Source organism: Capnocytophaga sp. oral taxon 336 str. F0502, assembly GCF_000411575.1.
In the GTDB taxonomy this organism is placed as follows: domain Bacteria; phylum Bacteroidota; class Bacteroidia; order Flavobacteriales; family Flavobacteriaceae; genus Capnocytophaga; species Capnocytophaga ochracea.
This window is the reverse complement of record NZ_KE150495.1, coordinates 1-12325: the sequence shown is the minus strand read 5'-3', so window position 1 is coordinate 12325 and position 12325 is coordinate 1. Positions and strand designations below refer to the sequence as shown.

Genomic DNA, 12325 nt, shown 5'->3' with positions numbered 1-12325 from the left:
ATCATCACTACAGGATTATCTTTATCTTTCAAAAAATCTTGAAAACTTTTCACCGAAGCAAATTTTGCAAAGGTTTTTGGGTCGTTTACACGACCAGGGACAGATGAGGTGTTGTTATTCATAAGATTCTTTTTTACGGATGAAATTTGAGATTACAAATTTAAATACCCATTTTCCATTGTTTGTTATGTGGTACTCCATTTACAATGAGTTGCTGAGCAGATAAAACAAGTTCAATTTGCAAGGGCTCTGTGCTATTGGCATTAAAGTCTTCTGTAAAACTTATACAGAAAGCTTTTTTAAAGGAAAGTTCTTGCAATTTGCTCATTGCATCTCTACGATAGTAAATAATCTTACCATCTTTGGTTTCACTAACACTATTCATCCATTTGAACAAGTCAGGCTCTCCTGTACTTTCCAAACGAATAAAGATTTCACCACCTCTTGGCATTCCTTTAGGTAGTCCTGTTTGATCCACATCTTGTGTGAAATTATACCGACAAGCTAATACATTGTAGGTTTTACCTTCTAATTCTAATTTAACTTTGAATGACATATTCTTTTTATTTTTTAAATTGTTAGTTAAAAGTTTGTATCCTTATTATAAATGAAAAATTTTAACGGTTTCCATTTCTTATTTTCTCTTTTGTACCAAATTGTTAAATTATTATTTTTATCAATTTGCCAAGTAACTTCTTTTATAAGAATATCTTTTTCTTGTATTTCTTTTTCAGAAAAAATATTGAGTAATTCAATTCTAAATTCAGAAATTAAACCATCAGAATAATCTCCCATAAGAAAAGTAGTTTCTTTCACAAGTGAATACCCTAACTTTTTGTAATGTTTCTCAATATTTTTATCATACGATAGTTTTTCAAAATTTTGTAATAAAGAATCTTTTTCAGCATTTATTACTGTCATATTAAAATGCTGTAATTTTTGTGATTCTTCATTTTTACATTGAGCTGCAAATAAATTCATTGCAATAAAAACACATAAAAACTTCATAGTGCATTATATTAACTGAAATGTTGTATTAGGATAAATAGTAGATAATTGATAGATAACATATTGCAAATGCCTATTTCTCAATTCCATACCAACATTCATTATACTATCTTGGTCAAAAAGAAACCCATTATTAATAGAGAGAGTACTATTATATTCATCATATAGATAACCAATAGCATGTCCAAATTCATGGCCAACAGGCACTTGTTTGTAGTCCTTCCTCATCTTTGTATCTTCAGTGTCTAAATTGATTTCTCTATCATTCCATCTCACATTACTTCTATAAGAAGTATTCTTTACGATTTTTCTTACATTTACATTCCAATGAGGATTTTGTATTACCCATTGAATATCAAAATTAATTGTAAAAATTTTATTTTTATATTTTTGAGCAAAAACTGAACTACCTATAACTTTTATTTTAAACTGACCTCCCCAAATTTTCCAAATGATATTATCAACTTTATTATGAAAATCTCTTTTTTCAAATAAAGTCCAACTTGTGGTATTTCTTTCATTAAGCCAATTATACTTCCATCTTTGACGAATAAGTATAATCTGCCTATATTCTTCTAAGTAAATATCCATCCTATCAGTCTTTTTAATCAGAGGCATAACATTTTTGTTTTTATAGATTTAACTCTTTGATTCTGCTTGTTTTTTACAAAAATTGGGCAGCACTCTAAAGCGCTACCCAATTTCCATAAGTTTTACACCCACTCATTTTCGTAGGCTCCTGTACCCATTTCTAATTTCCTTGCAGAAATGGTAAAGGATTCTGTGAGGGGTTTTTCTCCTGAGGCATCAAAATGCTCTCGATGTTTTACAAGGTAAGCCTCAGTGAACTTCAATTCTTTTAAGGTGGCTTCACTGTCTCTTTTTAAGAAAGTGATACTACCATCTTTACGTTCAAAAGAATTGGTCATCCACTCGAAGAAGTCAGCTTCTCCTGTGCTTTCCACTACTACATCAATTTTTCCACCACGTGTAACGGTAGAAGGACGACCTGTTGCATCTGTTTCTTGAAACAATGCATAACTTACGCTAAGAACATTATATTCTTTGCCGGCTACTTTAAGTTTGGCTTTGAAAGACATACGCTTAAAAATTTAAAAGATTAACAATTACATTAAAAAATCAAAAGAAGATTACACCCATTCATTGGTATGTTTGGCTGTACCCATTTCAATCTCTTTGGCAGAGAGTGTAAAGGTTTCTGTCAGCGGATTATCACCTGCTGCATCGAAATCTTCTTTGTACTTCACGATGTAAGCTTCTTTAAATTTCAGCTCTTTCAAAGTAGCCTCGCTGTCTCTTTTGAGGAAGATGATGCTTCCATCCTTGCGTTCGAAGGAGTTGGTCATCCACTCAAAAAGGTCGGTATCACCTGTGCTTTCCACAGTGATAGTAATTTTGCCACCTCTGGTAACCGAAGAAGGTCTACCTGTGACGTCGGTCTCTTGTAACATTCCGTAGTCAACGGAAACGATGTTGCGTTCTTTTCCAGCAACATTCAGTTTGCATTTAAACGACATAATTAAATAAATTAAAATTTAATACTCAATAATACCAATTATGGAAATATATATAAAATGTCTCCAATGCCTTATGTTGGAAGTCTAAACCTTGTTTTATTGTTTAAGGTGAATCATCCCTTCATAAGAGGTACTTTACTTTTGTTCATATTCAGTATCCCATTCATTAGCATCAGTTCCCTTGTGTCCGTCCATTTTGATAAGGAAGTTTTTAGCGGGAAAATAAGGTTTCATATGAATGTCTAAATAGATTCTGTCTTTTTGTTTAGGGTCTTGTTCAAATCGTCTTATCTCGAAGTTCTCAATAAGGTTTTTAGGACCTGTAATACTATCCAAGAATTGGACTATTTGGTTCATAATATCCTTACGTGTAGTCGCTGTAAAATTCTCAAAAGCTCTACGGTTAAGGAAATCCATTAGCACTTTGGTTACATAGTCGAACACACGTACTACAGAATACGTTTGTAGTCCTAAGTTATCTCCGTTGAACAATGTTTTGCCAGAGAAAGCCATTACTTTTCCGTATTCATTTACCATAGGGATAAGTCCTAAACTTTCTAAGTTGGCTATTTCGCTTTTCTTCAAGTCGAAACGGACACCTTCTACTTCGTTGATACCTCCAAATTTCTTTCCTGCAGTTACCTGAGACATCAATGTCTTGTAGATTTTTCCAGCTAAAGCGGCGGAAGGAGGGACAAACAAATCGGTTGTTTCGCCTATTTCATTGAAACGACCTCTACCTACTAGCCAGTTGCAGGTCATTAGTACATTGGCACGATACACATCGCCACCTGTGAGGTTTGCTTCGTCGAACATCTCCATTACATCATCGGGTTCATCTAAGTGTTCAAAGTCAGTAACAAGCATTACTTTATTTTCATGAGCGATTTTTGCCCATTTCTCCACTACCATATTAGAGCCTAAATAACCTGGAATCACTAACAACCCATAGTTATTTCTAAGGTCTAAACGGTCGTAGTTATCGGAAAGTTCGGCGTGTATGGTATCAATAAAACGCGTGTTATCAAGGTCTTTGAGTTGCTCTAAGGAAGCGTTCATCACTGTAACGTTTTTGATTTTGTCTTCCTCAGTATTTTTGTAGAACAAAGCTATGGTTCGATAGTTTGTTTCTAACTCACGAGTAGCCTCTACAGCATTGTATAAGTTTTTAGAAAGCAACTCTTCTGCTGATTTTTGTTGGTCTTCGCAGTGAGATACCATTTCTACCAAAGAATCGCTTTGTTTTAGTACACTTGCCCAAAGTTCTAATGTTTTCTTTAGGGTATCTCTTTCCTTTTGCTTGCTACTTTCGGTAAGGAATATCTTTCTACGAGCATTCCTATCAGGGTTTACATTTTGTACATTTTCTATGGAGGCTTCTAACAAATCAAACCCTCCATAACGCACTAATTTATCTAATGACTTTTCTAATGAAATAGGTGATTTCTTAACAGATTCTTGTGCTTGTGATGCTGTATTTACTGTTTCTACTTTATTTGACATCGTTTCAAATATTTAATTGGGAATTTAAAGAATTAACTCAACTCAGCTATTAGAGCTTCTAATGTATCTTGTAAGGCTTTTTTAGCATCAGGATCTTCCAAGGCTGCTTTAAGGAGTTTGTTTGTTTTGAGTTGTTTGATTATTTTCTGATATTGGTCTTTTTCTGTAGCCAATCCCGTAAGGAAAGCGCTTTGGGCTGTAATTCCTTTAGTGCCAAAATCTCCCAAGTTTTTAAAAGTCAATTCTTCTACTTTGGTAGCTCCTTCACTGTCTTCAAAATCTACTTTCATAGTAGGCTTGAAGTGCTCGAATACCTTGTCTAAGGTATTGAGACCTTCCACTAATTCGGGTTTTACGGGGTTTTCTGCACTGAGCTTTTGAGCTATCAATGTGCGATTAGGAGCTATCTCTAAAATAGCTTCACTTGCGTCTATAGGCACTTCGTTGCCTCCTATTCCTTTGTTTGTTAGCATTGAATGATGTTTTTTTATTATTATCAAACTTGATTACGCGACAAATGTAGTTAATTTTAAAATACAATGCAAATTTTTAATCAAATATTTTTCAAAATATTTTTGAAATATATTTTAACTACCTGTAAAACAGATGAATGATTATGATTTTTTTTAAAACAAGAAAAGGAAAAAGCACCTAAAGAAGATGCTTTTTCGATATTTCTGTAAAATAAATGTATAGTTTTATACAACACTGTTGAATTACTTCTCAAAAATTCTATAGGGATAAATGTTTGTAGAGGCTTTTTCTAATTTAATCAAGAAACTATCCTTTAAGTATTCCCATTCTGTTTCACTTACTTCTACCTCTTTATTTTTATTTAGGTAAATATCTATAGTTCTTTTGAAACCTCCTTTTAGTGAGATTTCTTTTTTAGTGCCTTTTTGCACGTCTAATCCTTTGATTGTGTGCTTGAAATGACTTTTAGCAAATGTTTTTACATCGGCAATGGTAACAATTCTACCTCGTGAAAGTAATGCATTGCGATATTCTAAAATCTTATCAGCAGTGCTGAGCCCTCGCTTACCACCCAAAGAAGATTTTACAGTAATAGCACTTTTAATAGCTGTTTTATTACTTTTATCACACTCTAATGAAACTCCCGTTTTTATATCATTTCCTTCTTCTCCTGCTGTATGCCAATAGGAAAAAGTAAAACTTGTATCTAATTCTTTATTCATAGAAGAAATGATTAGAAATGGATTGGTATTTAAAGAAAGACTTCTTTTCTTTATGTTTTGGTAGATAGAAGCTAAATTCTGTCCTATTTGCCTAAGCTCTGCATCGATAGCAAAGTCATTTCCTATGGCGGAAAAAGAAGCTGTTTCATCTCTTATGAGTCTTAGAGTATGTTGTAAATGATCTAAAGCACTCCTTTCATCAAAGCGTGCTACTCCTCCTCGTCTTAAAACAAAGGAAATATTATCTTCAGAATCATTTTGATAGTTTTTCACTTCATATCGTTTCCCATTATCATCGGAAATGTAGTCAATATCCAAAAAGGTGTTATCTCCTATAATAGGATAGATAGTTAGTTGCCCCTTAATACGTTTGGTTTTTTTAGTGTTGTACATATTCACCACAGGGATACAGTTTAAAGCAATACGTATATTTTCTAAGATTTTTGGGGTAATTACTTCATAGAACTTAAAACGCAACCAAACGATATCTTTTTCAGTAGCAATACGATTGTTAGAGAAATTCTCTTCTATAAAGGAAGTTACATACTCACTTTTTCCTTTTTCAGGATATATATTCCCTTTTAAAGTAAAAAAATTTCCTTGGTAGAACTGATTTACCTCATTGTAAATAGCCTCTACGTTAGTATAGTTTTTAGAGATAATATCTTCATATTCAAGATTTCTTGTTGGCACATTATACCCTTCTGCTAATTCATATTCTTTTTCGCCACAAAATACTTTTACTTGCTGCAAGTAATAATTGAAAAACTCTTTTTGTTCTTTGTTATTTATATCTATATAGAAGCATAAATCTTCTAACTTTTCTACCTCAGGGGCGTATAGTCCCACCCAAAACTCTCCTGAAGGAATGTTCCTTTCAGAATATTCTACCTCTTCCTGATAAAAAAAACTTTCTTGTTGCAATATTTTATTGCCAAAAACTAAATATTTTACTTGAGCAGTGGTAAGTTTCATTTCTAAGGTAGGACTAAAAAAGATGTCCATTGTTTTTACCTGAGTAGGGTCGTACAAGTTTTGTATCCGTTTGACAGCTTTGAAATGGCTATAACGAGATATTTGTACATTGTTCTCTATAGGAGTGAGTTGTAGAAGAGTTTGAGAAGGGGTAATACCTGTAACTTCATCAGGAAAAATAACTTCAAGGAGGCGTTCTGTAATTCTTGCGCGAGAATTTTCCTGTTCAAAACGCAATTTTTCAAGTTCTGAAGCACAAGCTGAAAGAATAAGTTCTAATACAGGATCAAAAGCGTTTTCTGATTCTAATTCACTATAGCCCCACATCTTTGAAGCTCTTTTTAGCATCCTATTTTTTATCTGTTCTTGTTTCATTATTCAGTGTTTTTATTAAAAAATTAGTAGGATAATGGGCTTACAAAAAAAGAATTTTTGTATACATAAGGGCGATTGGTCTCTAAAATAACTGCTTTTACTGAAACCAATACCTTTTTCTTTATTCGTTTTTTATCTAAGCTACCTAAATTTTGTTCTGTAGTTATTACATCTATATCTTGAACTGTGATACGTTTTTCGTGTTGTGAAATGCTGTCTTTTAAACTTTTAGCGACAAAAGTTTTTAGTTCGTTATCACTTTTGAGGAGATCAAAATCAGTATCCCATATTTCACAACCATAGGTTTCATCGAACTTACATTCTCCAAAAACAGTTGTCATCAAGGTGAAAATTGATTGAGAAATAGAATCTTCTAAGGCTATTTTAGCAAGGTCTTGTTTTTTCATTAGACCTCCAAAATCGATAGGGAGTTTGTAATATATTCCTTTCATACAGTTTGTTATGAGTGTTTGATTATTCTGTTTCAGATGAGACAAAGTCATTGCCTCCTGTATCAGTAAAAGTTATTTTGCCTCCTATAGCACATTGTATGCAGGAAGCACTATTGAGTTCCTTTTTACCATCGATAGTAGAAAAAGAGGTATTTTCCCACTTTATAGGAGCAGGCATACAAGGCAAATAACCACTTGTGGTAGGCTTTAGCTTGCATTGACCAAAAGGCATTATGTTTACATTGGCTTGTTTGTCTTCCTCTGTGGCTTGGAGCTTATTGTTTATTTTAGCAAACTGTTGACTTGTAACCTTTAGTGCAGTCGTTATTGTACCTTGGTCACATTGTAGTTTTGCTGTTTCTGTTATTTCTTGAGGCATGAGGGTATTTCACTTTATAATTATTTTAGGATATTATCTATTCATACTCTTTCTTATTCTTACTTGGATTATAATGTCCTTCATTTTTATAAATAATCCAATTAGAACGCTGAATAAACTTTTCATCTCGATTCACATATTTGAACCAAATGGCAGCACGCATTTTTATGTTGGGTTCTGTTATTTTAAAAATTTCCTCACATTCACTCATTACAGCCATAGAAGAAAGTGTTTCTATTTTAGCATTAGGAGCTAAAATAGTATCATATTCTCTTATGTTAATGGGACGCATAGGTGGAGCTAGACAAGTCATTCCTCTTATAGTATCATTTGCCTGAAATTCTAAAACCAATATATCTGTACCTATCACAAACATATTTGTGGAAATAGGTTCGTCTAAGTAATTAGCAATTGTTAGTTTTGCCTCTTCATTATTGATTTTATCTAATTGTACCACCACTTCTTTTTTTAGGTGAGGAGCAGGAGTAATAATCACATTTTCTTGTTGCTTAGGTGTCTTATTAGTGCAATTAGTACACCCTAACAGTAAAAACAAAAGTACACTAAATTTATTCATAGAATTATTTCATTATTATTATACATTTTTTTTCGTTTACATCTAACATTTTAGCGATATTTAATCGTATTCTTTCAAAGTGATTCTTGTTAGGATTCTCGGAAGAATTATTCATAATTCCTTTACCTGTTTGTCCCCCCTCTCCATACGCTATTCCGTCAATTGTACAATACTCTTCCTTATTTCCTAACATATGTCCAAATTCATGAGTAATATCCTCTGTATCAAAATATCCCCAAATACGCATACTATGAGTGCCATTTTTCCCTCGAGATATATTACTTTTATTTACTGAAACATTATAATGAAAATTAGATGTTTCGTTACACCATAAAATCTTAAAAATTATATCATATTTTTTTTGTTCTATTTGAATTTTACATTTATCATTCCATTTACTTTCAATAGCATTCTTCCAACGCTCTTTAGTTGAATCATTTGCATCAGTAAATAGTCTCATTTCGATTTCTATTTTGTCATCAAATCTTAGGCGTATCAAATATTTTGAATGCCATTCGAATCCTTTAGTTCCATATTCTGGGTCATTTTCTATAAGCTCGCTAATTAATTCATTTACTTCTAATTTTTTTACAGTTCTCCTCATTACATTTACTCTCCCGCAAAATATATTTATAGCTCCCGCATGGTCGTTATCATCAGCATAAAAATTTATATAAGCTTCCTCTTCTATATCCTCAATGCTAATTTTTAAAGCAATAGCCCAACCATAATTCACTGTTAATTTATTGTTTTTTGTTAGAATCTTAACTCCTTTTGCTTCTACTCTTATAAAGCCATTGTTATCTATAGCTTTGCTATTTCCTTGACGGACAAAAAATCTGACAATAAACTCATCTTTTTCATCAGTTGGAAAAATAGAATATAATTGCTGTTTTCTCTTATCAGACTCTACATAATGACTTAAAGTTGTAAAAACACCTTCATTCTTCTTTATTTCAAAACCATCATACACTCTTTTATTTTGGGGATTAGGAGAGAGTTGCTCCAAATCTAAATTTACGATAGGAACAAAATCATAAGGATAAATTTGTAAAGTTACATCTTGGAAGCTGATATCTCCATTGATACTTTTTATACGTAATGTTTTCATTTTTATTTTCTTTTTTTAGTGCGTTGATATTCTTCCCAAAGTTCTTGTTCTTTTACCACCCATTCGTTGTAAGTATAGTCTTTCCCTTGGTAGGTTTTATAGACTTCTGTAGCTTTACGCTCTTCTTCTCGTTGTTGCTTTTCTAATTTTTCTTGTTCTGTTTTCTTAGATTTCTCTACAACTAATTGTTCTTTTAGAAGTGCAAAACCTGCCTCATCTACTTCACCTATCAAAGTAATTTCTTTTACTCCATCATTAATATCTCCTCCTTGTACTTCATCAACAACAACAGAAATCGTTTCTCCTTTTTTATAATTACGGGTTTGTACTAAAAGACTTATCTTCTCTTCGTAACCAATGCTATGGATAGCTGTATTATTATCAGGCTCTATCCATTGAGCATTAATAATTTGCTTTTCTTTATCATATTTAAACATTCCTTTTTGAGGTAGTTTATTTATTTCAGGAGCATTGTAGTCTATTTTGCTTTTAGCTGTAATGAGAGAATTGTCGCCATAAATGTGCATTTGGTTTTTAGCTCCTAATTCTGTACTGCCATCAGTATACCCTATCAATTGTTCTTTTCCATAAAGATCTAACTGCTTTCTTGAGTTTATTTCTATATTTCCACTGCTATTGAGAATTGTTTTCTTTCCAATGTCTTGTGTTAGTTCTCCTTGTACTGAAATACTACTATCTTTACCTATTTTGGTAATCATACTTTCTGTTACATTCAATTGCATATTTTTAGCATTGAGTATCATATTCTCTGGTGCAGAAATCTCTATGTTCTTGCCTTGGGTATCGAATCTTAAGGTATTACCGTTTTTGTCGGATAGCAAAATGCTCTCGTCTTCGGTGAAGATAAGCTTGTGTCCGCTGCGGGTTTGTATGGCTTTGATATCGTTGTTTGTGTTGTGGAAAGGACTGTACTCCTTACCGTTATAGTTGCTGCCTACTACAAAAGGACGCTCGGCATTTTGGTCTTCAAAGTCTACCCATACTTCTTCGCCTATTTCGGGGATGAAGTAAAAGCCTTTGCCACCTCCTGCGTGGGGTTGTACTACGCGTATCCAAGGGGTTTTGGTTTGATATTTTTCTTGCCATATAAATTGTACACGCACACGTCCCCAACCTTCGGGGTCGTTGTTATCAATCACTCGGGCGGGTTGCTGTTCGGCTCTTGGGAGGGCTTGTTCATCGTAATAATAGGCTACAAATACATCGGGAATGGCTACAAATTCGTTGTAATAATCTCCTTCGCCTTGATAGTGGGTTACGTCTATCACACGATAGGTTTCCATCGGTAAATCGTTGATGTCTTTGAGCTTTACAAAGCCTCCGATGCGCACGTGTGGGTTGCGACTCTTACCTCGCACTTGCATCAGTTGTTCGCGTTTTTCTTTCTCTCTTTGTACGGCTTCTTTTAGGTAATCACCTCTGAACTCATCGGGCAAGGCTCCGTAGGTTTGGTCGGTGGTTTTGGCAAATACTTTCTCTGAGGCTTGAATAGCAGCAAACTGAAAAGGATTTTCTTTGTATTGTGGTTCTGTTTGGTCACTGCCTTTGACCTCTGTTCTGGTCATTTGTGAGTTGTAGGACAGGTAATTGAACTTTTGAGGTTTGAGCATCAGTTCAAATTCTACCTCTGAAAGATCGCCTCCTTCGTAGAGGGTTACCGTTTGTTGTGCCCTACTGCCAAAAATGTATTGTGTGCCGTTATAATAGAAAAACTCACCATAACGTTTGGCAAGGCGTTGGATAAACTGATAGTCGGATTCGTTGTATTGTACGGTATAAGGGATTTTTTCTTCGTTGTTGATAAGACCCTCTATGTGGATTTGTGATTCTTGTGGGTATTCGGCTGTAGCTTCGGCAATGATTTCGGGGAGGGTTTTGTTTTCATACGATTGGCAGGTTTTGCCCCCATCTAACACTATACTGGGCGCATAGCCTGAGATGTGCAGCGTGCCATAGCCTCCTCCTTCGTTTTTCTTGTTGCATATATTGGCTATAATCCCTTTAAAAGAATAAATGACACTTCCAAATTGATGAAAATGAATGGTGATATTTTCTCCCAGAAGGTCTTTGGAGTTTTTCATTACTTGCCCTTTGAAGTCGTCAATGGCTGTATCGTTGACAATAATGGTAAACTCATCGTGGGCATTGGTGTGTTGGGTAAGGTGTGTTTCAAAAGTAGCGTTATCTAAAAAACCTTTGTCATTGATAGTAAGGGTAACCATCACTACGGGATTGGTTTTGTCTACCAAAAAGTCTTGAAAACTTCTCACCGATGCAAAATGAGCGATATCATCGGGGTGATTGGTGCGATAACCGGTAAAGTTGTTGTTGTTTTCCATAGTGTAGTTATTTTATTGTGTTTATTGGGGACAAATGTACGAAAGTTTTTTTGAAGAGGCAAGGTTTTGAATAAAAAAAATCTTTTGAATTTTAGCAGATTAGGAGTTTACAAATAAATGAGTTTTTGAACTTTTCCTTTGCTATCAAAAGAAAATTCTTTGGCTATTTTGGTGCGTTTGATAACTTGGAGTGTTACTTTAGGGGTGAGTTTTAGCATTTTTTCTCGATAAGAAATATCTCCTATAAAACTTTGTCCTTCGCTTTTGTCTACAATAATGAAGTAGCTATCTATATCGGAAGGTTTTACAAAGCTCTCTAAATTTCCTGCGTAGATAAGGAGTTTTTTGTCTCCACTTTGGAATTGATAAGACAAGGAATTTTCTGACAATTTGCGATAACGCGATAGTTCGAAACTCTCTATACTGTCTTTTTCGGGTTCAAAGGCTATGTTTTCATACAGGAAAGAGGTTTTATCAAAGCGTTTGATACCTAAGAATGAAAAAAAACTTTTTTGGGTAGTTTCTTTTTTAAAGGTAAGGAAGTCTCGAGTTACTTGGAAAGTTTTTATTTCTTCAGTTTTGTCGTCTGTAATTGTAAGTTTGTAGGTAGGAAGTTCTACCCAATGGTCGTCTATTTTTAGTTGAACACTTCCTATGGGTTGTTCTGAGATGAGGATACTAATGGTATGTTTTTGAAAATGGGTATCAGTACGTACCACTACTTTATTTTCGTTTCTATCTTCCCATTTTTCTGACAGATAGCGGTCTTCATATTGTAGTGTTAGTTTTATTTCGGGTAGTGGCATAGTATTTTTTTGTTATTTCAACTGTTTATACCTTCTTAGACATTG

General features: G+C 33.9%; 14 protein-coding genes. All 14 read right to left on the bottom strand.

The genetic code is table 11. From position 1 onward, the window contains the following. Positions 1 to 160: 160 nt before the first annotated feature. The 14 genes from tssD (HMPREF1528_RS11875) to HMPREF1528_RS11810 all read right to left on the bottom strand — a co-directional run bounded on the left by tssD (HMPREF1528_RS11875) (position 161) and on the right by HMPREF1528_RS11810 (position 12280). Positions 161 to 556, bottom strand: coding sequence for a type VI secretion system tube protein TssD (tssD, locus tag HMPREF1528_RS11875; RefSeq protein WP_016479937.1), 396 nt, complete (start codon positions 554 to 556; stop codon positions 161 to 163). 26 nt (positions 557 to 582) lie between these two features. Continuing rightward, the gene (locus tag HMPREF1528_RS11870; protein ID WP_016479936.1) at positions 583 to 1008 is read right to left on the bottom strand and encodes a hypothetical protein; all 426 of its coding nucleotides are present in this window, start codon (positions 1006 to 1008) and stop codon (positions 583 to 585) included. Between the two features lie 6 nt (positions 1009 to 1014). After that, the gene (locus tag HMPREF1528_RS11980) at positions 1015 to 1626 is read right to left on the bottom strand and encodes a hypothetical protein (RefSeq protein ID WP_016479935.1); all 612 of its coding nucleotides are present in this window, start codon (positions 1624 to 1626) and stop codon (positions 1015 to 1017) included. A gap of 95 nt (positions 1627 to 1721) precedes the next feature. After that, on the bottom strand, positions 1722 to 2108 hold the full coding sequence (gene tssD, locus HMPREF1528_RS11860) for a type VI secretion system tube protein TssD (RefSeq protein ID WP_009411177.1): 387 nt from the start codon (positions 2106 to 2108) through the stop codon (positions 1722 to 1724). Positions 2109 to 2159: 51 nt separating this feature from the next. Further along, positions 2160 to 2546, bottom strand: coding sequence for a type VI secretion system tube protein TssD (gene tssD, locus HMPREF1528_RS11855; RefSeq protein ID WP_009411176.1), 387 nt, complete (start codon positions 2544 to 2546; stop codon positions 2160 to 2162). A 135-nt stretch (positions 2547 to 2681) separates the two neighbouring features. Continuing rightward, positions 2682 to 4049 carry a DUF5458 family protein gene (locus HMPREF1528_RS11850; protein ID WP_016479765.1) on the bottom strand — a complete coding sequence of 456 codons (1368 nt, stop codon included), beginning with the start codon at positions 4047 to 4049 and terminating at the stop codon, positions 2682 to 2684. A 32-nt stretch (positions 4050 to 4081) separates the two neighbouring features. Next, positions 4082 to 4522, bottom strand: a complete 441-nt coding sequence (locus HMPREF1528_RS11845) for a hypothetical protein (RefSeq protein WP_002682314.1) — start codon at positions 4520 to 4522, stop codon at positions 4082 to 4084. A gap of 243 nt (positions 4523 to 4765) precedes the next feature. Then, positions 4766 to 6595, bottom strand: a complete 1830-nt coding sequence (locus HMPREF1528_RS11840) for a type VI secretion system baseplate subunit TssF (RefSeq protein ID WP_016479766.1) — start codon at positions 6593 to 6595, stop codon at positions 4766 to 4768. A gap of 23 nt (positions 6596 to 6618) precedes the next feature. Beyond that, complete coding sequence (locus HMPREF1528_RS11835) at positions 6619 to 7047, bottom strand: GPW/gp25 family protein (protein WP_016479767.1); 429 nt, start codon at positions 7045 to 7047, stop codon at positions 6619 to 6621. A gap of 22 nt (positions 7048 to 7069) precedes the next feature. Then, the gene (locus HMPREF1528_RS11830) at positions 7070 to 7426 is read right to left on the bottom strand and encodes a DUF4280 domain-containing protein (RefSeq protein ID WP_016479768.1); all 357 of its coding nucleotides are present in this window, start codon (positions 7424 to 7426) and stop codon (positions 7070 to 7072) included. 37 nt (positions 7427 to 7463) lie between these two features. Next, complete coding sequence (locus HMPREF1528_RS11825; protein ID WP_016479934.1) at positions 7464 to 8003, bottom strand: hypothetical protein; 540 nt, start codon at positions 8001 to 8003, stop codon at positions 7464 to 7466. A gap of 4 nt (positions 8004 to 8007) precedes the next feature. Beyond that, a complete protein-coding gene (locus tag HMPREF1528_RS11820) occupies positions 8008 to 9114 on the bottom strand; it encodes a hypothetical protein (RefSeq protein ID WP_016479933.1) in 1107 nt (368 codons plus the stop codon). A 2-nt stretch (positions 9115 to 9116) separates the two neighbouring features. Further along, positions 9117 to 11474, bottom strand: a complete 2358-nt coding sequence (locus HMPREF1528_RS11815; protein WP_016479344.1) for a type VI secretion system Vgr family protein — start codon at positions 11472 to 11474, stop codon at positions 9117 to 9119. 107 nt (positions 11475 to 11581) lie between these two features. Next, the gene (locus HMPREF1528_RS11810) at positions 11582 to 12280 is read right to left on the bottom strand and encodes a hypothetical protein (protein ID WP_016479345.1); all 699 of its coding nucleotides are present in this window, start codon (positions 12278 to 12280) and stop codon (positions 11582 to 11584) included. Between the last annotated feature and the right edge of the window lie 45 nt (positions 12281 to 12325).

What these genes read in the sequence shown, in the direction of transcription:
- tssD (WP_016479937.1), bottom strand. Translation starts at nt 556, where the DNA reads ATGTCATTCAAAGTTAAATTAGAATTAGAAGGTAAAACCTACAATGTA.
- HMPREF1528_RS11870 (WP_016479936.1), bottom strand. Translation starts at nt 1,008, where the DNA reads ATGAAGTTTTTATGTGTTTTTATTGCAATGAATTTATTTGCAGCTCAA.
- HMPREF1528_RS11980 (WP_016479935.1), bottom strand. Translation starts at nt 1,626, where the DNA reads ATGCCTCTGATTAAAAAGACTGATAGGATGGATATTTACTTAGAAGAA.
- tssD (WP_009411177.1), bottom strand. Translation starts at nt 2,108, where the DNA reads ATGTCTTTCAAAGCCAAACTTAAAGTAGCCGGCAAAGAATATAATGTT.
- tssD (WP_009411176.1), bottom strand. Translation starts at nt 2,546, where the DNA reads ATGTCGTTTAAATGCAAACTGAATGTTGCTGGAAAAGAACGCAACATC.
- HMPREF1528_RS11850 (WP_016479765.1), bottom strand. Translation starts at nt 4,049, where the DNA reads ATGTCAAATAAAGTAGAAACAGTAAATACAGCATCACAAGCACAAGAA.
- HMPREF1528_RS11845 (WP_002682314.1), bottom strand. Translation starts at nt 4,522, where the DNA reads ATGCTAACAAACAAAGGAATAGGAGGCAACGAAGTGCCTATAGACGCA.
- HMPREF1528_RS11840 (WP_016479766.1), bottom strand. Translation starts at nt 6,595, where the DNA reads ATGAAACAAGAACAGATAAAAAATAGGATGCTAAAAAGAGCTTCAAAG.
- HMPREF1528_RS11835 (WP_016479767.1), bottom strand. Translation starts at nt 7,047, where the DNA reads ATGAAAGGAATATATTACAAACTCCCTATCGATTTTGGAGGTCTAATG.
- HMPREF1528_RS11830 (WP_016479768.1), bottom strand. Translation starts at nt 7,426, where the DNA reads ATGCCTCAAGAAATAACAGAAACAGCAAAACTACAATGTGACCAAGGT.
- HMPREF1528_RS11825 (WP_016479934.1), bottom strand. Translation starts at nt 8,003, where the DNA reads ATGAATAAATTTAGTGTACTTTTGTTTTTACTGTTAGGGTGTACTAAT.
- HMPREF1528_RS11820 (WP_016479933.1), bottom strand. Translation starts at nt 9,114, where the DNA reads ATGAAAACATTACGTATAAAAAGTATCAATGGAGATATCAGCTTCCAA.
- HMPREF1528_RS11815 (WP_016479344.1), bottom strand. Translation starts at nt 11,474, where the DNA reads ATGGAAAACAACAACAACTTTACCGGTTATCGCACCAATCACCCCGAT.
- HMPREF1528_RS11810 (WP_016479345.1), bottom strand. Translation starts at nt 12,280, where the DNA reads ATGCCACTACCCGAAATAAAACTAACACTACAATATGAAGACCGCTAT.